20 protein-coding genes and 1 tRNA gene are annotated in these 23,297 nt (G+C 69.7%); 18 read left to right on the forward strand and 3 right to left on the reverse strand.

The genetic code is table 11. The features are described from left to right. Positions 1–47: 47 nt before the first annotated feature. The 18 genes from pheT to NKJ47_RS09080 all read left to right on the forward strand — a co-directional run bounded on the left by pheT (position 48) and on the right by NKJ47_RS09080 (position 18,464). On the forward strand, positions 48–2,426 hold the full coding sequence (pheT, locus tag NKJ47_RS08995) for a phenylalanine--tRNA ligase subunit beta (protein ID WP_254461111.1): 2,379 nt from the start codon (positions 48–50) through the stop codon (positions 2,424–2,426). Positions 2,427–2,450: 24 nt separating this feature from the next. Beyond that, the gene (locus NKJ47_RS09000) at positions 2,451–2,750 is read left to right on the forward strand and encodes an integration host factor subunit alpha (protein ID WP_003466661.1); all 300 of its coding nucleotides are present in this window, start codon (positions 2,451–2,453) and stop codon (positions 2,748–2,750) included. Next, positions 2,731–3,087: a MerR family transcriptional regulator gene (locus NKJ47_RS09005; protein ID WP_045727228.1), complete on the forward strand. Its 357-nt coding sequence runs from the start codon at positions 2,731–2,733 to the stop codon at positions 3,085–3,087. The genes NKJ47_RS09000 and NKJ47_RS09005 overlap by 20 nt, the downstream gene beginning before the upstream one ends. A 101-nt stretch (positions 3,088–3,188) precedes the next feature. Next, positions 3,189–3,265 (forward strand) — tRNA-Pro (locus NKJ47_RS09010). A 14-nt stretch (positions 3,266–3,279) separates the two neighbouring features. Continuing rightward, the gene (locus NKJ47_RS09015) at positions 3,280–3,615 is read left to right on the forward strand and encodes a hypothetical protein (RefSeq protein WP_254461112.1); all 336 of its coding nucleotides are present in this window, start codon (positions 3,280–3,282) and stop codon (positions 3,613–3,615) included. Positions 3,616–3,838: 223 nt separating this feature from the next. Continuing rightward, a complete protein-coding gene (locus tag NKJ47_RS09020) occupies positions 3,839–4,531 on the forward strand; it encodes a polysaccharide biosynthesis/export family protein (protein ID WP_254461113.1) in 693 nt (230 codons plus the stop codon). Further along, entirely contained in the window at positions 4,528–5,964 is a 1,437-nt protein-coding gene (locus NKJ47_RS09025) for a GumC family protein (protein WP_254461114.1), read from the forward strand. Before NKJ47_RS09020 ends, NKJ47_RS09025 begins: the two co-directional genes overlap by 4 nt. A gap of 309 nt (positions 5,965–6,273) precedes the next feature. Then, positions 6,274–7,734, forward strand: a complete 1,461-nt coding sequence (locus NKJ47_RS09030; protein WP_254461115.1) for an undecaprenyl-phosphate glucose phosphotransferase — start codon at positions 6,274–6,276, stop codon at positions 7,732–7,734. Between the two features lie 175 nt (positions 7,735–7,909). Then, positions 7,910–9,187, forward strand: a complete 1,278-nt coding sequence (locus tag NKJ47_RS09035; RefSeq protein WP_254461390.1) for a polysaccharide biosynthesis protein GumE — start codon at positions 7,910–7,912, stop codon at positions 9,185–9,187. Continuing rightward, entirely contained in the window at positions 9,184–10,281 is a 1,098-nt protein-coding gene (locus NKJ47_RS09040; RefSeq protein ID WP_254461116.1) for an acyltransferase family protein, read from the forward strand. The genes NKJ47_RS09035 and NKJ47_RS09040 overlap by 4 nt, the downstream gene beginning before the upstream one ends. Positions 10,282–10,327: 46 nt before the next feature. Further along, positions 10,328–11,461, forward strand: coding sequence for a glycosyltransferase family 4 protein (locus tag NKJ47_RS09045; protein ID WP_254461117.1), 1,134 nt, complete (start codon positions 10,328–10,330; stop codon positions 11,459–11,461). Then, a complete protein-coding gene (locus NKJ47_RS09050; protein WP_254461118.1) occupies positions 11,458–12,507 on the forward strand; it encodes a glycosyltransferase in 1,050 nt (349 codons plus the stop codon). The genes NKJ47_RS09045 and NKJ47_RS09050 overlap by 4 nt, the downstream gene beginning before the upstream one ends. Beyond that, entirely contained in the window at positions 12,504–14,006 is a 1,503-nt protein-coding gene (locus tag NKJ47_RS09055) for a lipopolysaccharide biosynthesis protein (protein WP_254461119.1), read from the forward strand. Before NKJ47_RS09050 ends, NKJ47_RS09055 begins: the two co-directional genes overlap by 4 nt. Positions 14,007–14,058: 52 nt before the next feature. Continuing rightward, positions 14,059–15,246 (forward strand): glycosyltransferase family 1 protein, encoded by a 1,188-nt coding sequence (locus NKJ47_RS09060; protein WP_254461120.1) that lies wholly within the window; start codon positions 14,059–14,061, stop codon positions 15,244–15,246. 39 nt (positions 15,247–15,285) lie between these two features. After that, complete coding sequence (locus tag NKJ47_RS09065) at positions 15,286–16,077, forward strand: polysaccharide pyruvyl transferase family protein (protein ID WP_429002508.1); 792 nt, start codon at positions 15,286–15,288, stop codon at positions 16,075–16,077. Then, positions 16,064–16,855, forward strand: a complete 792-nt coding sequence (locus NKJ47_RS09070) for a WecB/TagA/CpsF family glycosyltransferase (protein ID WP_254461121.1) — start codon at positions 16,064–16,066, stop codon at positions 16,853–16,855. The genes NKJ47_RS09065 and NKJ47_RS09070 overlap by 14 nt, the downstream gene beginning before the upstream one ends. Positions 16,856–16,929: 74 nt before the next feature. Next, positions 16,930–17,400, forward strand: a complete 471-nt coding sequence (locus NKJ47_RS09075) for a cupin domain-containing protein (protein ID WP_254461122.1) — start codon at positions 16,930–16,932, stop codon at positions 17,398–17,400. Next, positions 17,400–18,464, forward strand: coding sequence for a TraB/GumN family protein (locus NKJ47_RS09080; RefSeq protein ID WP_254461123.1), 1,065 nt, complete (start codon positions 17,400–17,402; stop codon positions 18,462–18,464). The genes NKJ47_RS09075 and NKJ47_RS09080 overlap by 1 nt, the downstream gene beginning before the upstream one ends. A 130-nt stretch (positions 18,465–18,594) precedes the next feature. Here NKJ47_RS09080 and dxs read toward each other — a convergent pair whose 3' ends face one another. The 3 genes from dxs to NKJ47_RS09095 all read right to left on the reverse strand — a co-directional run bounded on the left by dxs (position 18,595) and on the right by NKJ47_RS09095 (position 23,215). Further along, positions 18,595–20,508 (reverse strand): 1-deoxy-D-xylulose-5-phosphate synthase, encoded by a 1,914-nt coding sequence (gene dxs, locus NKJ47_RS09085; protein WP_254461124.1) that lies wholly within the window; start codon positions 20,506–20,508, stop codon positions 18,595–18,597. Positions 20,509–20,657: 149 nt separating this feature from the next. Continuing rightward, complete coding sequence (locus NKJ47_RS09090) at positions 20,658–21,317, reverse strand: HNH endonuclease (RefSeq protein ID WP_254461125.1); 660 nt, start codon at positions 21,315–21,317, stop codon at positions 20,658–20,660. A 113-nt stretch (positions 21,318–21,430) separates the two neighbouring features. Next, positions 21,431–23,215, reverse strand: coding sequence for an acyl-CoA dehydrogenase C-terminal domain-containing protein (locus NKJ47_RS09095; protein ID WP_254461126.1), 1,785 nt, complete (start codon positions 23,213–23,215; stop codon positions 21,431–21,433). Positions 23,216–23,297: the final 82 nt, after the last annotated feature.

Consider the following 23,297-nt stretch of genomic DNA (forward strand, 5'->3'; position numbering starts at 1 on the left):
CCGCGCCTTCGATTCCCCATTCTCCATTCCCGATTCCCGGCCCTTCAATGAAATTCAGCGAAAACTGGCTGCGCAGCCACGTTCCGACCCAGGCCTCGCGCGAGCAGCTCGTGGCTACCCTGACCGCCATCGGCCTGGAGGTCGAGGAGGTCGTGCCGCTCGGCGACGGCCTGCAGCAGGTGGTGGTGGCGCGGATCGTCGAGGCCGCGCCGCATCCGGAGGCCGACCGGCTGCAGGTGTGCCGGGTCGATGCCGGGCAGGGCGAGTTGCTGCAGATCGTCTGCGGTGCGCCGAACGCGCGCGCCGGGCTGGTCGCGCCGCTGGCGCTGGTCGGCGCCCAGGTCGGCGGCATCGCGATCAAGCCGGCCAAGCTGCGCGGGGTCGCCTCCAACGGCATGCTGTGCTCGGCCAAGGAATTGGGTCTGGACAGCGATGCGTCCGGCCTGTTCGAACTGCCCGACGATGCGCCGGTCGGCCAGGCGCTGACCGCGTACCTGGGGCTGCCCGACGCCAGCATCGAGATCAAGCTCACCCCCAACCGCGCCGACTGCTTCGGCGTGCGCGGCATCGCCTACGACGTGGCCGCGGCCTGCGGCAGCGATGTGCTGCCGCTGGTGGTGACGCCGGCCGAGGTGGGCAGCGCGCGCACGCTGCCGGTTGCGCTGGACGCGGGTGCCGATGCGCCGCGTTACTGCGGCCGCGTGGTCGAGGACCTGGACCCGGCGGCGAAGACGCCGCTGTGGATGGCCGAGCGCCTGCGCCGCAGCGGCGTGCGTCCGCTGTCGTTGCTGGTGGACATCACCCAGTACGTGATGCTGGAACTGGGCCAGCCGATGCATGCGTTCGACCTGGAGACCCTGCAGGGTCCGATCAGCGTGCGCCACGCGCGCGCCGGCGAGACCCTGACCCTGCTCGACGGCCGCGAGGCCGCGCTGGATCCGGGCTTCCTGCTGGTCACCGACGCCGACCGGCCGGTGGCGCTGGCCGGGCTGATGGGCGGCCACGCCACCCGCGTCACCGACACCACCCGGCACGTGTTCCTGGAAGCGGCGCATTTCGCCCCGGCGGCGATCATGGGCCGTGGCCGCAAGCTCGGCCTGCACACCGATGCCGGCCACCGTTTCGAACGCGGCGTGGACCCGGCGCTGCCGCGGCAGGCGCTGGAACTGGCGACGCGGCTGGTGCTGGAGCTGGCCGGCGGGCGCGCCGGTCCGGTGGTCGAGGCCGAGTTGCCCGAATTCCTGCCGGCACCGGCGCCGATCGCGCTGCGCCGCGCGCGCATCCTGCGCGTGCTCGGCATCGAGATCGCCGATGCCGACGTGGAGCGCATCCTGCGCGCGCTGGGCATGCAGGTGGTCGCGACGGCCGACGGCTGGCAGGTCACCGCGCCGAGCCGCCGCTTCGACATCGCCCTGGAAGAGGACCTGATCGAGGAGCTGGCACGCATCCACGGCTACGACCGCCTGCCGACCACCTTGCCCGGCGGCGCCACGCGCATCGCCATGGACAGCGAGACCCAACTGGACGAGCGCAGCGTGCGCCGGCAGTTGCTGGCCCGCGACCTGCTGGAGACCATCAACTACGCCTTCGTCGATGCCGCGCTGCTGGACCAGTGGGGCCTGCACGAGGGCCGCGTGGCCCTGGCCAACCCGCTCAGCGCCGAGCTGGCGGTGATGCGTCCGTCGCTGCTGCCGGGCCTGGTCGCCGCGCTGGGGCGCAACGTGGCGCGCCAGGCTGGGCGCGTGCGCCTGTTCGAACTGGGCAAGGTGTTCGCCGCGGCGGCGCAGGCCGGCGCGGCGCCGACCGAGACCCAGCGCGTGGCGGCCGCGGTGTGCGGCGATGCCGACGCCCTGCAGTGGTGCCTGCCGGCGCGCAAGGTCGATTTCCACGACCTCAAGGGCGATCTGGACTCCCTGGCCGCGGCGTCCGGCGCGCGCCTGGACTACCGGCCGTCGACGCATCCGTTCGCGCATCCGACCCGCTCGGCCGATATCTATCGCGACGACGTGCGGATCGGCTGGATCGGCCAGCTGCACCCGCGGCTGCTGCAGGCCATGCAGATCGACGTCGACGTGCTGGCGTTCGAGCTGGACCTGGCGCCGCTGGCCGCGCGTGCCCTGCCGCGCGCCGCCGAGCTGTCGCGGTTCCCGTCGGTGCGCCGCGACCTGGCTTTCGTGGTGCCGGAGGCGGTGAGCTGGGCGGCGCTGGCGCGCAGCGTGCGAGCGGCCGTGGGCCCCTTGCTGCGCGAGGTGGTGCTGTTCGACCGCTACGTCGGTGCGGGGGTCGAGGCTGGTTGCAAGAGTCTCGCTATGGGCTTGATTTTGCAGGACAACACGCGCACTCTGACAGACCGCGACGTGGAGGCGGTGGTCGCCGAAGCGGTCGCGGCGCTGGCGCGCGAACACGACGCGCGGATGCGTGGTTGAGAAGGACAGGGGGATAGCAGGGCAATGGCGTTGACCAAAGCGGAAATGGCCGAGCGGTTGTTCGACGAAGTCGGGCTGAACAAGCGCGAGGCCAAGGAATTCGTCGATGCGTTCTTCGACGTGCTGCGCGATGCGCTCGAGCAGGGGCGTCAGGTGAAGCTGTCCGGTTTCGGCAACTTCGACCTGCGCCGCAAGAACCAACGGCCCGGTCGCAATCCCAAGACCGGCGAAGAGATCCCGATTTCGGCGCGGACGGTGGTGACCTTCCGTCCCGGACAGAAGCTCAAGGAGCGAGTGGAGGCGTATGCTGGACCCGGGCAGTAACCGCGAACTTCCGCCGATTCCGGCCAAGCGCTACTTCACCATCGGCGAGGTCAGCGAGCTGTGCGACGTCAAGCCGCACGTGCTGCGCTACTGGGAGACCGAGTTCCCCAGCCTGGAACCGGTCAAGCGGCGCGGCAACCGGCGCTACTACCAGCGCCACGACGTGCTGATGGTGCGGCAGATCCGCAGCCTGCTGTACGAACAGGGCTACACCATCGGCGGCGCGCGGCTGCGCCTGGACGGCGAGGGCGCGCGTCAGGAATCGGCGCTGAGCAACCAGATCATCAAGCAGGTGCGGCAGGAGCTGGAAGAAGTCCTGCAGTTGCTGCGGCGCTGAGCGGACGGCGGCGCCCCAGCCGCTAGGAATGCCTGCGGCAAACCCGCTATAATCGCCAACTCGCCGCAAGGCGGGTCCGCCGCGACGGCGGAGACACCCATCGGGGTATAGCGCAGCCTGGTAGCGCACTAGTCTGGGGGACTAGTGGTCGTCGGTTCGAATCCGGCTACCCCGACCATCTTTCGAAGGCCCATGTCCCGCGACATGGGCCTTTTTGTTTGTGCCGCGTGCCGGGCGAGGGTGGGCGGCGGCGGGCGCGCGGCCCGCCCAGGTGCGAATGGCAACTTCGTGTCGGTGTCGCCATACATGGCGATCTGTAACGTCGCGCGGGCGGTCGAACCCGGCGCCGTAGACAAAATGTCCGGGATTGCGCCGTTCCGGAGCGCCGCCGCCGCCCTGCCGGAACGCAAAGCCGCACCGGAACTGGGAACCGCGCAGCGTCAATCCGTTGACATTGATCACGTTAACGTCGCGTCGATGGAACGTTCACTCGCCCTTGCTAGGCTGAACTGCCGGACATGTAGTTGAATCCCCGCGTTACTGCGTCAAAAAAATGTCGGGTAACGCCTTGGTGACGGCAGATGCCTGTGCCATAGTGCGTTGCAACACGAAGCTTCGCTGTTGGCCAGGGCCATTCGTCCCAGGCAGGAATTGAGACCGTCATCATCCCCCGGCCGGGAATGGAACCCCTGGCCGGCTGGGCGAGTGCGGCACTTCGAAAACCATTCGACAGAGGGCATCAGCATCGCGCATGGGTAATCTCTCCGTGACCTTCCACTGGGCGCTGGCCCTTTTCTGTCTGGCACTGCTGTCGGCATGCAGCAGCGGGCCAGCGATGCGGGGCGACCTGCCGCCGGGCGATCCGCTTGCCGCGTCCATGGGCAAGCCGGAATACCTGCTGGGCCCGGGCGACCTGCTCACGGTCAAGGTGTTCCAGGTCGACGATCTGGAGCGCCAGGTGCGGGTCGACAACGAGGGCCGCATCTCGCTGCCGCTGATCGGCGACGTCAAGGCCGCCGGCTCCAGCGTCAACGCCCTGCAGAAGGAGATCGCCGACCGCTACCGCAATGGCTACCTGCAGAACCCGCAGGTGTCGGTGCTGGTCGACGAGTTCACCGGCAACCGGGTCACGGTCACCGGCGCGGTATCCGAGCCGGGCATCTATCCCATCCAAGGCTCCGCACTGACCCTGCAGCAGGCGCTGTCGCTGGGCAAGGGCGTCAGTGACGTGGCCAGCCGCGGCAATGTGGTGGTGTTCCGCACCGTCGGCGGGCAGAAGATGCTGGCCCGCTTCGATCTGCGCGATATCCAGAAGGGCGCCGCGCCCGACCCGGCGATCTATGGCGGCGACATCGTGGTGGTGTACCGCTCCGATGCGCTGGTGGTGCTGCGCACCGTGGTGCAACTGACTCCGTTCGTGATGGTCTGGAGGGCCTACCGATGAGCGCCTCCACCCTGCCTCCGGCCTCCGTGCCGCATCCGCGCCCGGTGGGCGCCCCGCTGAGCCCGGCCGACATCGGCCTGCTGGACTACTGGAATGCGCTGTACCGCCAGCGTTGGCTGATCGTCGGCATCACCGCCGCGGTGGTGCTGCTGGCGCTGCTGGTCACCTTGCTGATGACGCCCAAGTACCGCGCCACCAACGTGCTGCAGATCGAGCGCGAATCGCTCAACGTCGCCAACGTCGCCAACCTGATGCCGGTGGAATCGCCGCAGGACCGCGACTTCTACCAGACCCAGTACGAACTGCTCGGCAGTCGTTCGCTGGCGCGGCAGGTGATCCGCGAGGCCAAGCTGACCCAGGATCCGGCGTTCAAGCCGCTGGTGGACGAAGCCCTGGAGAAGCTGCAGAACAACGGCGACGGACGCGCGCCGACGCCGCAGGCGCGCGCCGCGGCGGCGGAAAACGCGCTGGTCGGCCCGGTGCTGGACGCATTGACCATCGAGCCGGTCCGCGACTCGCGCCTGGTGCGGATCAACTTCGATTCGCCCGACCGCGTGCTGGCCGCGCGCGTGGCCAATACCTACGCCAAGATGTTCATCGCCTCGACCCAGGAACGCCGGCTGCAGGCGTCCTCGTTCGCCGCGCGCTACCTGTCCGAACGCCTTGCGCAACTGCGCGACAGGGTCGAGGAGTCGGAGAAGAACGCGGTCGACTATTCCAGCAAGGAACAGATCGTGTCGATGGGCGAGGACAAGCCGTCGCTGCCGACGCAGAACATGAGCGAGCTGAATGTGCGCCTGGCTGCGGCGCAGGACGCGCGGATCAAGGCCGAGGCGGCCTGGCGCCAGGCCGGCATCGGCGACGGCATGGGCCTGCCGCAGGTGGTCAGCAGTCCGCTGATCCAGAGCCTGCGCACCGAGCAGGCGAAGCTGACCGCCGACTACCAGCAGAAGCTGGCCACGTTCCAGCCCGGCTACCCGGAAATGCAGCGCCTGCAGAACCAGATCGCCGAGACCAAGCGGCAGATCGCCAACGAGATCGCCAACATCCGCAGCGCGCTGAAGAACGACTACGAGGCGGCGCGGCAGCAGGAGACCCTGCTCAGCGACCGCATCGCCGCGCTGAAGAACGACGAACTGGACCTGCAGACCCGCAGCATCCGCTACACCATGCTGCGCCGCGAGGCCGACACCAATCGCCAGCTCTACGACGCGCTGCTGCAGCGCTACAAGGAGATCGGCGTGGTCGGCAACGTCGGCACCAACAACATTTCGATCGTCGACCGCGCCGACGTGCCGGGCAAGCCGAGTTCGCCGAAGAAGCTGCTCAACCTGGCGCTGGCGTTCGTGTTCGGCCTGTTCCTGGCGGTTGCGGTGGCGCTGGTGCGCTACTTCATCGGCGAGGCCGAAGCCGCGGCGGCGGCCTCGCCGTGAGGTGGCGGCGCCATGGCGGGTTGCACCGCGCCAGGCGCCGGCGCGTGCCGCAACGCACACGACGGCATCGGTTCGACGCACAGTCTTCAGTGAGGTGATACGTGGTTCAGCTAAGCAATGAGGTGCTCCATTATTTTCCTGCTCGGTTGTACGAAGACGTTGTTCTGTTGAAGTAATCACGGGCTGCCGTGGACCTGGGGTCGGCGAGGGAGGCGCCGCAGCGGTCCACAGGCAGGCGAAATCGAGGCCCGGCGGCGTCGCATGTTCCCCCGCATGCCGATCGACCGGGTTTGGATAGGAATCCCGATCATGCTTTTGGCAGACCTGAGTAGCGCCACCTATACGACCTCCTCGCCGCGCATGCTGTCCAAGTACGCGGCCGCGGCAGACATCCTGTTGCGCGTGTCCGACCTGACCGTCATGGTCGGCAGCGCGTTGCTGACCCATCGGTTGCTGTTCGGCAGCTGGATGCCGGAACCGGCATACCGGGTGGCGATCGGCACCACACTGCTGTACGCGGTGATCTGCTTCGCCCTGTTTCCGCTGTACCGCAGCTGGCGCGGGCGCGGCCTGCTGCGCGAGATGATGGTGTTGAGCCTGGCCTGCGGCGGCGTGTTCGCCTTGTTCGCCGTGCATGCCTTCGTGGTGCAGTTCGGCCAGCAGGTCTCGCGGCTGTGGATCGGCACCTGGTTCGTCACCAGCCTGGCGACGTTGCTGCTCTCGCGCACGGTGGTGCGCGGCGTGCTCAACCGGCTGCGCTCGGAAGGCGTGGACGTGCAGCGCGTGGTGGTGGTCGGCCTGCGCCATCCGGTGGTGAAGATCCACAACTACCTGAGCCGCAATCCCTGGGTCGGCATGCAGGTGGTGGGCTACTTCAGCAGCGACTACGACCTGTCGGTGGCCGACCATCCGCAGAAGCTGCAGTGCCTGGGCGAGGGCAACGCCGATGCGCTGATCGACTATCTCGACGACCACCAGGTCGAGCAGGTGTGGATCTCGCTGCCGCTGGGCGAGCGCGACCACATCAAGCAGTTGCTGCAGCGCATGGATCGTTATCCGATCCAGGTCAGGCTGATCCCCGACCTGTTCGACTTCGGCATGCTCAACCAGTCCGGCGACCAGATCGGCAACGTGCCGGTGATCAACCTGCGCCAGGGCGGGGTGGACCGCAACACCTACTTCGTGGTCGCCAAGGCGCTGCAGGACAAGCTGGTGGCCCTGGCCGCGCTGGCGGTGCTGTGGCCGCTGATGCTGGCGATCGCGGTGGGCGTGAAGCTCAGTTCGCCGGGTCCGGTGTTCTTCCGCCAGCGCCGCCACGGCCTGGGCGGGCGCGAGTTCTACATGTACAAGTTCCGCTCCATGCGCGTGCAGCAGGAGCCCAGCGAGGTGGTGGTGCAGGCCACCCGCGGCGACAGCCGGGTGACCCGCTTCGGCGCGTTCCTGCGCCGCACCAGCCTGGACGAACTGCCGCAGCTGTTCAACGTGCTCGGCGGCAGCATGTCGGTGGTGGGGCCGCGTCCGCACGCGGCGCAGCACAACACCCACTACGAGAAGCTGATCCACCATTACATGCAGCGGCATTACGTCAAGCCGGGCATCACCGGCTGGGCGCAGGTCAACGGCTTCCGTGGCGAGACGCCGGAACTGCGCACGATGAAGAAGCGCATTCAGTACGACCTGGACTACATCCGTCGCTGGTCGTTGTGGCTGGACACGCGGATCATCGTGCTCACCGCGTTCAAGGTGCTCGGGCAGAAGACCGCCTACTGATGCGCCCGATGCGTCTTCCTCCCGCCGACCGTGTGCAGCGCCGGCGTCGCCCCCGCGTCGCCGTCGTTCCTGCCCTGCCTGCGCCGAATGGCGCCACGCGCCGCACGCCGGCGCCACGCCGGGCGCGTGTCCAGCGTGGCGCCATCGCGCGATGCGCCGCCGCGCTGAGGTGCGCATGCTGAGCGCGCCGGACATGCCGCTGCGCGAGCAGCGCCGCAACCTGCTGATCGAGCTGGTGCTGCTGTTCGCCATCGGCTACAACTTCGTGCTGGCGGTGATCAACGCCAAGGTGTTCCGGGTCAGCCCGGCGATGACCTATGTGGTGGAGCTGGCGGTGTACGCGGCCTGCTTCCTGCTCGGCCTGCGCGCGCTGGACCGCAAGCGCATGGCGATGGTGTTCACCGGCATCGCCCTGCTGGCGCTGCTGATGCTGGTGCGCCTGTTCCTGGCCTGGTCGCTGGATCCGAAGTTCTTCCGCGATGCGCTGATCCCGTTCGCCTTCCTGATCCTCGGCGCGGCCTATACCGGCTCGCTGCCGCGCATGTTCGTGCGCATGGCGCTGCTGGTGTCGCTGGTGGCGGTGTTCGAACTGGCCTTGCCCAAGGTCTATGGCGACGTGGTCAACCCCAAGAGCTACTTCGTCAATGCGCGCGGCGCCAGTGCGTCGAGCTTCTGGAACCAGGACAGCAACCTGTTCGTCAGCGCGACGCGGCCGGGCGCGCGCAACTTCCTGCCCTCGTCGAACCTGCCGCGCGCCTCCTCGGTGTTCATCGAGCCGGTGACGATGGGCAACTTCATCATCTTCTTCGCTGCCATCCTGCTGACCTTCTGGCGCTGGATGCGACCGCTGGCGATCGTCGCATCGGTGGCGATGATCGGCTTCCTGATCGTGGCCTCGGACGGACGCCTGGCCGCCGGCACCTGCGTGATGATGGCGCTGCTGAGCCCCTTGCTGTTGCGCATGGACCAGCGCCTGGGATTTCTGATCTTCTTCGCGGTGTTGGGCGGTGCGTGGCTGCTGGTGTGGGCCTCGGGCATCCAGAGCTATGAGGACACCACCCTGGGACGGGTGTTCTTCACCGTCTATTCGATCCGCAACATGCGTGCCGATGCCTGGATGGGGCTGGACGTGGACCAGCCGTACCGCTACTTCGACAGCGGCATCGCCTACTTCATCTCCTCGCAGTCGGTGCTGCTGGTGCTGGCGTTCCTGCTGGCCTATTCGTTCGCGATGCTGATGCGCACCATCGAAGGGCAGCTGTTCAAGAACCTGCTGATCTTCGCCTTCTCGCTGAGCCTGCTGGTCTCCAACGGCTATTTCTCGATCAAGACCGCGGCGCTGTGGTGGTTCGTGTGCGGTTGCCTGTGGCAGATGGCACCGCGCCTGCGCGATGCGCCCGCGTTGCCGGCGGGGTCGGCCCCGGTCTCGCGGATTCCGGCGGTGCCGGCATGAGCGCGCCCGCCACGGCCGTCTCCGCGTCCGTGCCGGCGCAGGCGCGCAGCGCACGGACGCGTGCGCCGCGCGACATGCGCATCGATGCGGCCAAGGCGATTGCGATCCTGCTGGTGGTGTTCGGCCATGCCAAGGGCATCCCCCACGCCTACGTGATCCTGGCCTACAGCTTCCACGTGCCGATGTTCTTCCTGTTGTCGGGCTGGGTCGGCGAGGCTTTCGGCAACCGCCCGCTGACCCTGGCCACGGTCGGCAAGCTGGCGCGCAGCCTGCTGCTGCCCTACGTGGCGTTCTTCTTCGTCGCCTACGCGTACTGGATGCTGACCCGGCATATCGGCAGCAAGGCGCAACTGTGGGGCGACCGGCCGTGGTGGGAGCCGCTGCTGGGCCTGGTCAGCTGCATCGGCCCCAAGCTCTACGTGATGCCGGCGCTGTGGTTCCTGCCGGCGCTGTTCGTGAGCACGCTGGCCTATCTGGCGCTGCGCCGGGTGCTGTCGGTGCAGGCCCTGGCCGGGCTGTCGCTGCCGCTGGCCTGGGGCTGGGCGTGCTGGTTCCCGGGCCAGGACATGCGCCTGCCGTTCTCCCTGGACGTGCTGCCGGTGGCGCTGTGCTTCTTCGCGATCGGCGCGCTCGCGGCGACGCGGGCGCACTGGTGGCCGGCGCGGCCGGCCGGCAATGCGCTGGCGGCAGTGCTGCTGGGCGCGGTCTGGTTCGCGATCGCCTGGCACAACGGCCGCGTGGACGTGAACATGCTCAAGTTCGGCGATTCCCCGCTGGGTTTCCTCGCCGCCAGCCTGCTCGGCAGCGCGATGGCGCTGTGCGTCGCCGGGCTGGTGCAGCACTGGGCCTGGCTGCAGTGGATCGGACGCAACACCTTGCTGATCCTGTGCACCCACACCTTGCTGTTCTCGGTGATGGCCGGCGTCGCCGCCCGCACCGGACTGGTCCGCGGCGATGCCTGGGGGCCGACCTGGGCGGTGTCGGTGAGCGTGCTGGCGGTGCTGGCCAGCGTGCCGATCCGGGTGGTGCTGGTGCGGGTGGCGCCGTGGATGATCGGCGTGCGGCGCGCCGCGCCGGCGGGAGCGGCGGCATGACGATGAGGATGACGGTGCGCGTGACGTCGGTTGGCGGAGGCCTGGCATGAAGGTGGTACATGTGGTGCGCCAGTTCCATCCGTCGGTGGGCGGCATGGAGGAGGTGGTGCTGAACATCGCGCGCCGCCATCTGCAACAGGGGCGCGACCAGGTCGAGGTGGTGAGCCTGGACCGGGTGTTCACCGATTCGCAGCAGCGCCTGGCGCCGCGCGATGCGTACCAGGACGTGCCGATCGCGCGTCTGGCCTACCGCGGCTCCTCGCGCTACCCGCTGGCGCCGTCGGTGCTGGCGGCGGTACGCGGCGCGGATCTGCTGCACGTGCACGGCATCGATTTCTTCTACGACTTCCTGGCCCTGACCCGGCCGTTGCACCGCATCCCGATGATCGTGTCCACCCATGGCGGCTTCTTCCACACCACCTATGCCTCGCGCCTGAAGATGCTCTGGTTCAAGACCCTCACCCGCGCCTCGGCGCTGGCCTATGCGCGGGTGGTGGCGACCAGCGAGAACGATGGCCGGCTGTTCTCGCAGGTGGTCGCGCCGCAGCGGCTGCGGGTGATCGAGAACGGCGTGGATGTGGACAAGTTCGCCGGCCAGGGCAGCGCCGCGCCCGGGCGCACGCTGATCTACTTCGGGCGCTGGTCGGTCAACAAGGGTTTGCTGGAGACCCTGGACCTGCTGCGCGCGCTGGCTGCGCACGACCCGGCCTGGCAGTTGATCGTGGCCGGTCGCGAGTACGACTTCAGCGTGGCCGACCTGCAGCAGGCGATCGCCGAGCGCGGCCTGCAGCAGCGGGTCCGCCTGCAGGTGGCGCCGACCCAGGCGCAACTGGCGCAGTTGCTCGGTAGCGCGCAGTACTTCGTGTGCCTGTCGCGGCACGAGGGCTTCGGCCTGGCCGCGGTGGAAGCGATGAGTGCCGGCCTGCTGCCGATCCTCAGCGACATCCCACCGTTCGCGCGCCTGCACCGCGAGTCGGGGCAGGGCGTGCTGGTCGACCCGGCCGACCCGCAGGCGGCCGCGGCCACTGTGCGCGCCTTCGCCGCCGGCACCGACGCGGATTTCGCCGCGCAGCGCGCCGCGGCGATGGCGTACGCGCATCGCTACGACTGGGGCCGCGTGGTCGGCGCCTACCTGGACGAATACCGCCTGGCGCTGGGCGGCGCGGAGGGCGGCCGATGAGCGGCGAGCGCCAGCGCCACGACGCATCGCACGCGTCCGCGCCGACGATCACGGTGCTGTTGTCGACCGAGCGCCCGACCGCGACCACCAATCCTTACCTGACCCAACTCTATGCGGCGCTGCCGCCGCAGGTGCGGCTGCGTTTCTTCTCGATGCGCGCGGCGCTGCTGTCGCGCTACGACGTGCTGCACCTGCACTGGCCGGAGTACCTGTTGCGGCATCGCACGGCGCTCGGCACGCTGGCCAAGCAGCTCTGCGTCGCGGTGTTGCTGCTGCGCCTGCGCCTGGCCGGCGTGCCGCTGGTGCGTACCCTGCACAACGTGGCGCCGCACGAGGACAAGGGCTGGCGCGAACGCCTGCTGCTGCGCTGGATCGACCGCCAGACCGCGCGCTGGATCCGCATCAATGCGACCACGCCCGCACGCGCGCCGGCCACCGACACCATCCTGCACGGCCATTACCGCGACTGGTACGCGCCGCTGCCGCAACCGCCGCGGGTCCGCGGGCGCCTGCTGCATTTCGGACTGCTGCGCCCGTACAAGGGCGTGGAGACGCTGGTCGCCACCGTGCATGCGCTGCCGGATCCGCAGCTCAGCCTGCGCATCGCCGGCAATCCGATCGACGCGCAGATCCGCGGCGTGGTCGAGCGCGCCTGCGCCGAGGATCCGCGGATCAGCGCGCGCCTGCAATACGTCGAGGACGCGGTGCTGGCGCAGGAGATCGGCGAGGCCGAACTGGTGGTGCTGCCGTACCGGCAGATGCACAACTCCGGCACGCTGCTGTTGGCGCTGTCGCTGGCGCGCCCGGTGCTGGCGCCGTGGAGCGAGGCCAATGCCGCCATCGCCGACGAGGTCGGTGCGCAATGGGTGCAGCTGTACCAGGGCGAGCTGGATGCGACGCAACTGGCGCAAGCCCTGGCGCAGGCGCAGCAACTGCCGGCCCACGCCGTGCCGGACCTGTCGCGGCGCGATTGGAACGGCATCGGCCAGCAGCATTACCGCAGCTATCTGCAGGCGCTGACCGCGCAGCATGGGGAGGGCGCATGAGCAGCGCGGAGACGTCGCGGCCGGCGGCGCCGCAACCCGGGCTGGGCGCGCGCGCGGCCGGCGGCGCTGCGGTGACCATGGCCGGGCAACTGGCCAAGATGGTGGTGCAGTTCGGCGGCATCGTGCTGCTGGCGCGGCTGCTGACGCCCTACGACTACGGCCTGATGGCGATGGTGACGGCGATCGTCGGCATGGCCGAGATCCTGCGCGATTTCGGCCTGTCCTCGGCGGCGATCCAGGCCAAGCACGTCAGCCGCGAGCAGCGCGACAACCTGTTCTGGATCAACAGCGGCATCGGCCTGGCGCTGGCGATCGTGGTGTTCCTGTCCTCGTCGTGGATCGCGCACTTCTATCGCGAGCCGGCCTTGCTGGGCATCTCGCAGGCGCTGGCGGTGACCTTCCTGCTCAACGGCATGACCACCCAGTACCGCGCGCACCTGAGCCGGGCGCTGCGCTTCGGCCAGGTGTCGCTGAGCGATGTCGGCGCGCAGGTGCTGGGCCTGCTCGCCGGCGTCGGCGTGGCCCTGGCCGGCTACGGCTACTGGGCGCTGGTCTGGCAGCAGGTGGTGCAGGCGCTGGTCAACCTGCTGATCGCCGGCGCCTGCGCGCGCTGGCTGCCGCGCGGCTACCGGCGCGATGCGCCGATGCGCACCTTCCTGAGCTTCGGCTGGAACCTGATGGCCGCGCAGTTGCTCGGCTACGCCAGCCGCAACGTCGGCCAGGTGATCATCGGCCACCGCATCGGCGCCGAGGCGCTGGGCCTGTACAACCGCGCGTTCCAGCTGCTGATGATGCCGCTGAACCAGATCAACGCGCCGGCCACCTCGGTGGCGCTGCCGGTGCTGTCGCAGCTGCAGGACGACCCGCCGCGCTTCGGCAACTTCCTGCTGCGCGGGCAGACGGTGATGGTGCACCTGATCGTGGCGCTGTTTTCCTTCGCCTGCGCGCTGGCGCTGCCGCTGATCGTGCTGGTGCTGGGCGAACAATGGCGGCCGGCGGTGCCGCTGTTCCAGGTGCTGACCCTGGGCGGCATCTTCCAGACCGCGTCCTACGCCACCTACTGGGTGTTCCTGGCGCTGGGCCTGATGCGCCAGCAACTGGTGTACTCGGTGGTGGGGCGGGTGATGCTGATCGCCTGCATCTTCGCCGGCTCGCTGTGGGGCGTGATGGGCGTGACCGTGGGCTACACGCTGGGCCTGTTGGTGATGTGGCCGCTGTCGGTGATCTGGATCGCGCGCATCGCGCCGCAGATCCCGGCCTGGGAGCTGTTCAACAATGCCTTGCGCGCCGTGCTCGGCTACGGCGTCTGCGGCGTCGCCGCCTACCTGGCCGCGCAGCAATGGGGCGGCGCGTCGCTGTGGCTGCAGCTCGTCGTCGGCGCGGCGGCGATGGCGCTGTCTGGCCTGCTGGTGTTCGCGCTGTGGCCGGCGTTCCGCCGCGACGTGCTGGCGATCCTGCAGATGCGCACGCTGCTGCGCCAGGCGCGGGGCCAGCGATGAGTGAGGTACGCCTGCGTGTTCTTCTTCTTCCATTCCGCATAGGAGCGACGGCATGAGCGACTCTTCCGCAGCGACGCTGTCCGCGTCTGCGCCGGCCGCGGCCGCCAGCGGCCGTGCGCCGTGCTACCTGGTGCTGTCGGCGCACGACTACCGCACGCCGCGCCGCGCCAACATCCACTTCATCGCCGACGAGCTGGCCAAGCGCGGCACCACGCGCTTCTTCTCGCTGCGCTACAGCCTGCTGTCGCGGCTCAAGGGCGACCTGCGCCTGCCGCTGGACGCCAGCGCCAACCGCGTGGTCCGCCACAACGGCGTGGACTGCTATCTGTGGCGCGCGCTGCTGCATCCGTTCAACACCCGGCGGCGCTGGCTGCGGCCGCTGGAAGACCTGATGTTCAAGCTGTATGCGGCCTGGGCGCCAGCGACGCTGATCCGCTGGATCCGCGAGGCCGACGTGATCGTGTTCGAGAGCGGCATCGCGGTGGCGTTCATCGCGCTGGCGGCGCGGATCAATCCGACCGCGCGCAAGGTGTACCGCGCCTCCGACGGCTTGAGCACGATCAACGTCGCCGACTACATCGAGCGCGAGTTCGACCGCGTGGCGCCGAGCCTGGACGTGATCGCACTGGTATCGCCGGCAATGGCCGAGGAGGTCGCCAGCCGCCACAACGTGTACCACGTCGGCCACGGCGTGGATCACGACCTGCACACGCTCGGCGATCCGTCGCCGTACGGCGAGGGCATCCATGCGGTGGCGGTGGGCTCGATGCTGTTCGACCCCGCGTTCTTCGTCGCTGCCAGCCGCGCCTTCCCGCAGGTCACCTTCCACGTCATCGGCTCGGGCATGGGCCGCGCACCGGGCTACGGCGACAACGTGGTGGTGTACGGCGAGATGAAGCATGCCGAGACCATCCGCTACATCAAGCACGCCCGCTTCGGCATCGCCCCGTACGCCTCCGAGCAGGTGCCGGCCTACCTGGCCGACAGCTCGATGAAGCTGCTGCAGTACGACTTCTTCGGCCTGCCGGCGGTGTGCCCCAATGCCGTGGTCGGCCGCTATCCGTCGCGCTTCGGCTACACCCCGGGCGACGAAGCATCCATCGTCGCGGCGATCGGGCAGGCGCTGCAGGCGCCGCACGTACGCCATCGCCAGTGCCTGAGCTGGTCCGACACCACCGACCGGGTCCTGGACCCGGCCGCCTATCCGGAGACGCGCCTGTTCGCCGACGGCGTGGCCTAGCGCGTTTCACCGTCCACCCTGCGCAACCAAGGAGGACTGATGTCCGCATTGCAAAAATGGATCGATTACGAGGAGCGCCGGGCGCTGTTCTGGTGGAAGCCGAAGAACGGCGAGATCAACGTCGGCGATCATCTTTCCAAGATCATCGTCTCCAACGTACTCGGCCAGCGCGACCGCACCTTGCTGGACAAGCGCGACAAACGCACGCGGCTGATCGCGATCGGCTCGGTGCTGCATTTCGCCCGCGACGGCGACACGGTCTGGGGCAGCGGCGTCAACGGCAAGATCCCCGCCGACCGCCATGGCTTCCGCCACCTCGACGTGCGCGCCGTGCGCGGCCCCATGACCCGCGCGTTCCTGCGCGAGCGCGGCCTGCGGGTGCCGGAGGTGTACGGTGACCCGGGCCTGCTGATGCCGCTGTTCTTCCCGCGCGAAGCGCTGGCGCCGGCCCCGGCGCGGCGGCCGTTCCTGGTGGTGCCGCATTTCAACGAACCGCTGGAGAAATACGCCGGCTACAAGGACCATCTGGTGCTGCCGAACCGGCAGCCGGCCGCCTTCGTGCGGCAACTGCTCGGCGCCGACCTGATCGTGTCCAGTTCGCTGCACGGCCTGATCCTGGCCGAGGCCTACGGCGTGCCGTCGGTGTACCTGGACTGGGGCAACGGCGAGGACCGCTTCAAGTACGATGACTACTACGCCGGCACCGGCCGCAGCCGCTGGCATGCCGGGCGGAGCGTGGAGGAGTGCGTGACCCTGGGCGGCAATACCGTGTTCGACCTGGCCGCGGTGCAGCGCGGCCTGCTGGAGAGCTTTCCGCATGACCTCTGGTGAGCGCGCCGAGGACGCGGTACTGGCGCTGGGCGGCTATCCGATCCTGCGCAGCACCGAGACCGATTTCGTCGCCACGCTGCTGCAGGCGCTGGCGCGCGGCGAGCGCCGCCAGGTGTTCTTCGCCAACACCAACTTCGTGGTGCAGTGCCAGGCCCTGCGCGAAGGGCTGATGGCGCCGGGCGTGTGCATCGTCAACGACGGCATCGGCATGGACCTGGGCGCGCTGCTGGTGCACGGCCGCCGCTTCGCCGGCAATCTCAACGGCACCGACCTGATCCCGGCGCTGTGCCGGAAGAGTGCGCGCCCGCTGCGCTTCTTCCTGCTCGGCGGCCGCCCCGGCGTGGCCGAGGCCGCGGCGCGGACCTTGCGGCAGACGCTGGGACAGGAGGTGGTCGGCACCTGCGACGGCTATGCCGAGTTCGCCGCCGCCGGCGCCGGCCTGGCCGCGCGCATCAACGCCAGCGGCGCCGATGTGCTGCTGGTGGCTTTCGGCAATCCGCTGCAGGAGCGCTGGCTGCTGCAGCAGGCCGCGCAGCTGCAGGTGCCGCTGGCGTTCGGCGTGGGCGCGCTGCTGGACTTCCTGTCCGGCACCGCCCGGCGCGCACCGGCCTGGGTGCGTCGGCTGCGCCTGGAATGGATCTATCGTCTGCTGCGCGAGCCGCGGCGCCTGCTCAAGCGCTACAGCTGGGACCTGCTGGTGTTCTTCGCCCTGTGCCTGCGCCATGGTCGGCGCCTGAGCGCGGTGCCGCCCGTGCGCGACTCGCTGCGCCCGTCGTGACCTCGGCCGGCCATGGCCGGGGAAATGGCGTCGCCTGACATCCGCACGGTCATGTGCCGGATTAGACTGGGCGCATGTCCAGCGCCGCCGCTTTCCGAATCGCCGCCCTGGTGCGCGACCTGTCGCTGCTGCCGCACCCCGAAGGCGGGCGCTACGCGCGCGTGCACACCTCGGCCTTGCAGGTGCAACACGAAGAAACGCTGCGCCCGGCCTGCACCGCGATCCGCTTCCTGCTGGCGCACGGCGAGGTCAGCAACTGGCACCGCATCGATGCCGACGAGACCTGGCAATGGGAAGAGGGCGGGGCGCTGGAACTGCTCGGCTTCGATCCGCAGCATGGCCTGCAGCGCTACCGGCTGGATGCCAGCGAGCGCGGCGGCATGCCGTCGGTGGTGATCGCGGCCGGCACCTGGCAGGCGGCGCGTCCGCTGGCCGACTATTGCCTGGTGCGTTGCGTGGTGGCGCCGGGCTTCCTGTGGGAGCGCTTCGAACTGCTGGCGGACACCGATCCGCTGGCCGCGCACCTGCCGAAGCTGGCGGGCTGATGCCGCTGCGGACGGGGAGTGCGGCGACCGCGCTGCAAGCGGTCGGGCGCCGGATCGGGCCGGCGGTGTGCCTGGCTGCGGCGTTGCTGGCGGCGGGCATGCCCGCCGCGCAGGCGCAGACCGCGGTGCCGGCCGCGCCAACGAATCCACCGGTGGTCGACCTGGAGGCGGTGCTGGTCAGCGGGCGCCAGCCCGGCCCCGGCCTGTGGCAGGTCCGCCGCGGCGACCACGTGCTGTGGATCCTCGGCACGGTGTCGCCGCTGCCCCGGCGCATGCAGTGGGAATCGGGCGAAGTGGAGCGGGTGATCGCCGAATCGCAACAGGTGATTGCGGCGCCGACGGTGACGCTGCGTTCGAACCTGGGCATGTTCCGCACCATGTTGCTGCTGCCGGCCTTGCTCAAGGCGCGGCGCAATCCCGACGACCGCACGTTGCAGGAAGTCCTGCCGCCCGAGCTGTACGCGCGCTGGCTGCCGCTGAAGGCGCGCTACCTGGGCCGCGACGGCGGCGTGGAACGCTGGCGGCCGGTGTTCGCCGCGCAGGAACTGTACGAAGCGGCGATGCGCAAGTCCGGCCTGGTCCTGGGCAGCGTCGTGCAGCCGGTGGTCGAGCGCGCGGCCAAACGCGCCAAGGTGCCGATCGTGCCGGTGGTGGTCGAGGTGAGCGTGCCCGACGCCAAGCGCGCGCTGCAGGAATTCCGTGCGACGTCGCTCAACGACAGCACCTGCTTTGCGCGCACGCTGCAGGTCATCGACCGCGACCTGCAGACGATGCGCCTGCGCGCCAACGCCTGGGCCATCGGCGATCTGGACACGCTGGCCACGCTGCCGGCCAACGATCAGTACCGGGTCTGCCTGGACGCGGTCGGCGACGCGGCGATCGCGCGCAAGCTGGGCCTGGGCGACGTGCGCCAGCGTGCGCAGGCGGCGTGGCTGCAGGCGGCCGAGCGGGCGCTGGCGCAGCACCGCTCCAGTTTCGCGGTGCTGCCGATGCAGACCTTGCAGGAACCCGGCGGGCCGCTGGATCGGCTGCGCGCCCGCGGCGACGAGGTGATCACGCCCTAGGGCGCGTCATCTGGGAGGGATGGGCCGCCCTGGCGTGCGCGCGGTGTCGGGACGCGTGCGGACCGCCTGCGTCGCGTCGTGCAGGCAGGCGCAGCAGACAGTGCAGCAGCGCTCGCGGTGACCGCCGCCGTCAGCCCGCGGCGGTGCGCGGCGCGTTGCCGCTGGCGGCCAGCTGCGGCCAGCGCGCCAGCACCGCGGCGCGGATGCCGGCGGCGTCGATGCCGGCTTCGGCCAGCAACTGCTCGCGGCTGGCGTGATGCTGGAACGCGTCGGGCAGACCCAGGTGCAGGATCGGGCGCAGCACGCCTTCGGCATTGAACAGTTCGGACACGCCGGCGCCGGCGCCGCCGGCCACCACGTTGTCCTCGATGGTCACGAAGCCGTCGTGGCTCTGCGCCAGTTCCAGCAGCAGCGCCCGGTCCAGCGGCTTGACGAAGCGCATGTTGACCACGCTCAGGCCCAGTTCGCGGCCGACCTGTTCGGCCGCCGCCAGGGTCGCGCCGAACGCCAGCAACGCCAGCGTGTGGCCCTGCGCGCGCAGCTGCGCCTTGCCGATCGGCAAGGGCTCCAGCGTGGTCCCCGGGGCGATCCCGGGACCGGTGCCGCGCGGGTAGCGCACCGCGGCCGGGCCGCGGTGGCGCAGGCCGGTGCTGAGCAGTTGCCGGCATTCGGCTTCGTCGGCCGGCGCCATCACCACCAGGTGCGGCACGCAGCGCAGGAAACTCAGGTCCAGGTTGCCGGCATGGGTGGCCCCGTCCGGGCCGACCACGCCGCCGCGGTCGATCGCGAACAGCACGTCGAGCTGCTGCAGCGCCACGTCGTGCACCAGTTGGTCGTAGCCGCGCTGCAGGAAGGTGGAGTAGATCGCCACCACCGGCTTGGCGCCGTGCACGGCCATGCCCGCGGCGAGGGTCACCGCATGCTGCTCGGCGATCGCCACATCGAAGTAGCGCTGCGGGTACTCCTTGCTGAAGCGTACCAGGCCCGAGCCTTCGCGCATCGCCGGGGTGATCGCCAGCAGCGCCGGTTCGGCCGCGGCCATGTCGCAGATCCAGTCGCCGAACACGTCGGTGTAGGTCGGGGCCTTGGCGCCCGGCTTGGGCACCAGACCCTTGCTCGGGTCGAACGGGCCGACCGCGTGGTAGCCGATCTGGTCGCCCTCGGCCAGCTCGTAGCCCTTGCCCTTGGTGGTGATGACGTGCAGCAACTGCGGACCCTTCAGGGTCTTGAGCGTCTTCAGCGCGCCGAGCAGCGCCGGCAGGTCGTGGCCGTCGATCGGGCCGGTGTAGTGGAAGCCCATTTCCTCGAACAGCGTGGATGGCACGAACATGCCCTTCCAGTGCTCTTCCCAGCGCCGCACGAAGCGCGCGGTGGGGTTGCTCTTCTTGTCGCCGAGGATCTTCTTGCCGCCCTCGCGGATGGCGTTGAGGGTCTTGCTGCCGCTCATCCGCCCCAGCATCTTGGTGACCCCGCCGACCGCCTCGGAGATCGACATGCGGTTGTCGTTGAGGATCACCAGCAGGTTCGGTTCCGGGTCCATGCCGCCGGCGTGGTTCAGCGCCTCGTAGGCCATGCCGGCGGTCATCGCGCCGTCGCCGATCACCGCCACCACCTTGCGCTCGTCGCCGCTGCGCTGCAGCGCCACCGCCATGCCCAGCGCGGCCGAGATCGAGGTGGAGGAATGGCCGACGCCGAAGGTGTCGTATTCGCTTTCCTCGCGCTTGGGGAACGGCGCCACGCCATCGGCCTGCTTGACCGTGTGGATGCGGTCGCGGCGCCCGGTGAGGATCTTGTGCGGGTAGGTCTGGTGGCCGACGTCCCAGACCAACTGATCGACCGGCGTGTCGTACAGGTAATGCAGGGCCACGGTGAGTTCGATCACGCCCAGCCCGGCGCCGAAATGGCCGCCGCTCTTGCCGACGCTCTCGATCAGAAAGGCGCGCAGTTCCTCGGCGATGGCCGGCAGCTCCGCTTCATCGAAGCAACGCAGTTCGGCGGGGACCTGGATGCGCGAGAGGCGCGGATAGCGGGTGGGATCGATCATCGGAATGGAGGTTCAGCGGACCTGTCATTTTCCTCTCCATTCCGGGCACGCGCAATCGACCCGTTCAGTCGCGGGCGCAGGCATGGCCTGTTTCGGCCGGGGTGCGGCAATCCGTCGCAGCGGGTGTGACGGCGGCGTGAGGCCGCGCGCTACAACGACAGCTTCGAGCGCTTTGGCAACTGCGCCTTCAGGAACGACATCTGGTCGGCCAGGATGTTGCGGTTGGACAGGATCAGGTGCTCGATCCAGCTCGGCCGGTACGGTACCGCCAGCAGCGGCATCGACGCCTGCTGCGGGGTGCGGTTGCCCTTGCGCGAATTGCAGTGGAAGCACGCGGTGACCACGTTCTCCCAGGTGTCGCGGCCGCCCTTGGACACCGGCAGCACGTGGTCGCGGGTCAGGTGCGGGCGGCTGAACTGCTGGCCGCAGTACAGGCACAACTGCGCGTCGCGGGCGAACAGCGCGGTGTTGGTCAGGGTCGGGGTGGGGTCGAGCGCGCGCGCGTGCGCATGGCCGCGCGCGGCGATGATCGGATGCAGCTCCAGCACGCTGCGCTCGCCGCTGGCGCGGCAGATGCCGCCGTGGATGTGCAGGCACGGCTCGCCCAGGGTCCAGGCGACCGCGCCGCGCGCGTACAGGCAGGCGGCATCCTGCCAGTTGATCCAGTCCAGCACGCGGCCGTGCGCGTCCAGCGACAGCAGCCGGACCGAAGGCAGGTGGGAAGGGGACGCCGCAGGCGACGGGACCGCGGCCGAGGCGCCGCAGGCCCCGGTATCGATCAGACCAAGCGTTGTTGTGTCTGTCTCCATCGGGAAGACAGCTTATACCCGATTGGTGACGGTTTGTGTATCGGCCCGCGGCGCGCCGTGCAACCCCGACACGGTGTGCGTGCCGGGGCGGCGTTCGGACGTGAATGTGCGCCTCAGAACTGCGCGTCGGCCAGCGCCATCAGCGGCGCGGCGCCGCTGTCGATGGCCGCGGCGTGGGTCAGCGTGCGCGGCAGCAGGCGGGCGTAGTAGAAGCGCGCGGTCTCGCGCTTGGACTGCTTGAACGCCTCGCCGTGCGCCGAGGCCTCGGCCGCGGCGACGCTGCGCGCCCACCAGTAGGCCAGCACCACGTAGCCGGAATAGAACACGTAGTCGTAGCTGGCCGCGCCCAGTTCCTCGGGATTGCCGGCGGCGCGCTGCAGGACGTGCTTGGTCAGCGCCGCCCACTCGGCGGCCTTTTCGCGCAGCGGCGCGACGAATTCGGCCACCGCCGGGTTGTCGGCGTGCTCGCTCAGGAACGCCTCGATCTGCGCCAGGAACAGCTTCAGCCCGGCGCCCTGGCTGGCCGCGGTCTTGCGCCCGATCAGGTCCAGCGCCTGGATGCCGGTGGTGCCTTCATAGAGGGTGGTGATGCGCGCGTCGCGGGCCAGTTGCTCCATGCCGTGCTCGTGGATGTAGCCGTGGCCGCCGAAGCACTGCAGCGCGTGGTAGGTGTTCTCCACCGCCCACTCGGTCTGGCAGGCCTTGGAGATCGGGGTGAGGAAGCTGACCAGCACGTCGGCCTGCTCGCGTTCGGCCGGGTCCTGCGCGCTGTGCGCGATGTCGATCAGGGTGGCGGCATGCAGCGCCAGCAGGCGGCTGCCTTCGGTCAGCGCCTTCACCGTCAGCAGCATGCGGCGCACGTCCGGATGCACCAGGATCGGGTCGGCCGGCTTCTCCGGCAGCTTGGCGCCGCTGAGCGAACGCGACTGCAGGCGCTCGCGGGCGTAGCGCAGCGCGTTCTGGTAGGCGCGCTCGGACAGGCCGATGCCCTGCAGGCCCACGCCCAGGCGCGCGGTGTTCATCATGGTGAACATCGCCTGCAGGCCCTTGTGCGGCTGTCCGACCAGGTAGCCCTCGGCGCCGTCGAAGTTCATCACGCAGGTGGCCGAGCCGTGGATGCCCATCTTGTGCTCCAGCGAGCCGCAGCGCAGCGCGTTGCGCTCGCCGACGCTGCCGTCGCGGGCGACCTTGAACTTGGGCACCACCAGCAGCGAGATGCCCTTGGCCCCGGCCGGCGCGTCCGGCAGCCGCGCCAGTACCAGGTGCACGATGTTGTCGGTGAAGTCGTGCTCGCCGGCGGTGATGAAGATCTTGGTGCCGCTGACCGACCAACTGCCGTCGGCGTTGGGCTCGGCGCGGGTCTTGAGCAGGCCCAGGTCGGTGCCGCAGTGCGGCTCGGTCAGGCACATGGTGCCGGTCCAGCGGCCGTCCACCAGCGGCTTCAGGAACACCTCCTGCTGCCAGGCCTCGCCGTGCTGCTTGAGCGCCTCGACCGCGCCGTGCGACAGCAGCGGGAAGTTGCCCCAGGCCAGGTTGGCGGCGTTGACCATCTCGTTGAGCGGCACGCCCAGGGTGTGCGGCAGGCCCTGGCCGCCGAACTCGGCGGCGGCGGTCAGCCCGGTCCAGCCGCCCTCGGCGAACTGTCGGTAGGCCTCGCGGAAGCCGGGCGCGGTGGTCACCGCGCCGGTGGCCTTGTCCAGGGTGCAGCCGTGCTCGTCGCCGACCCGGTTCAGCGGCGCCAGCACCGTGCCGGTGAAGCGCGCCGCTTCCTCCAGCACCGCGTCGATCAGTTCGGCGTTGGCGTCGGCATGGCCCAGGCGGGCGAACAGCGCCTCCACCTGCAGCACGTCGTGCAGTGCGAAGCGGAGATCGGTCAACGGGGCTTGATAGGTGCTCATGCGATCGCTCGTGACGGGGCCGCGGCGCGGCCGAGGTCGCCAGGATACTATGGCGTATGGAGTGTGCGCAGCCGCGGCGAAG

The sequence above is a fragment of the Xanthomonas sacchari genome (genome assembly GCF_024266585.1).
GTDB classification, from domain to species: Bacteria; Pseudomonadota; Gammaproteobacteria; order Xanthomonadales; family Xanthomonadaceae; genus Xanthomonas_A; species Xanthomonas_A sacchari_C.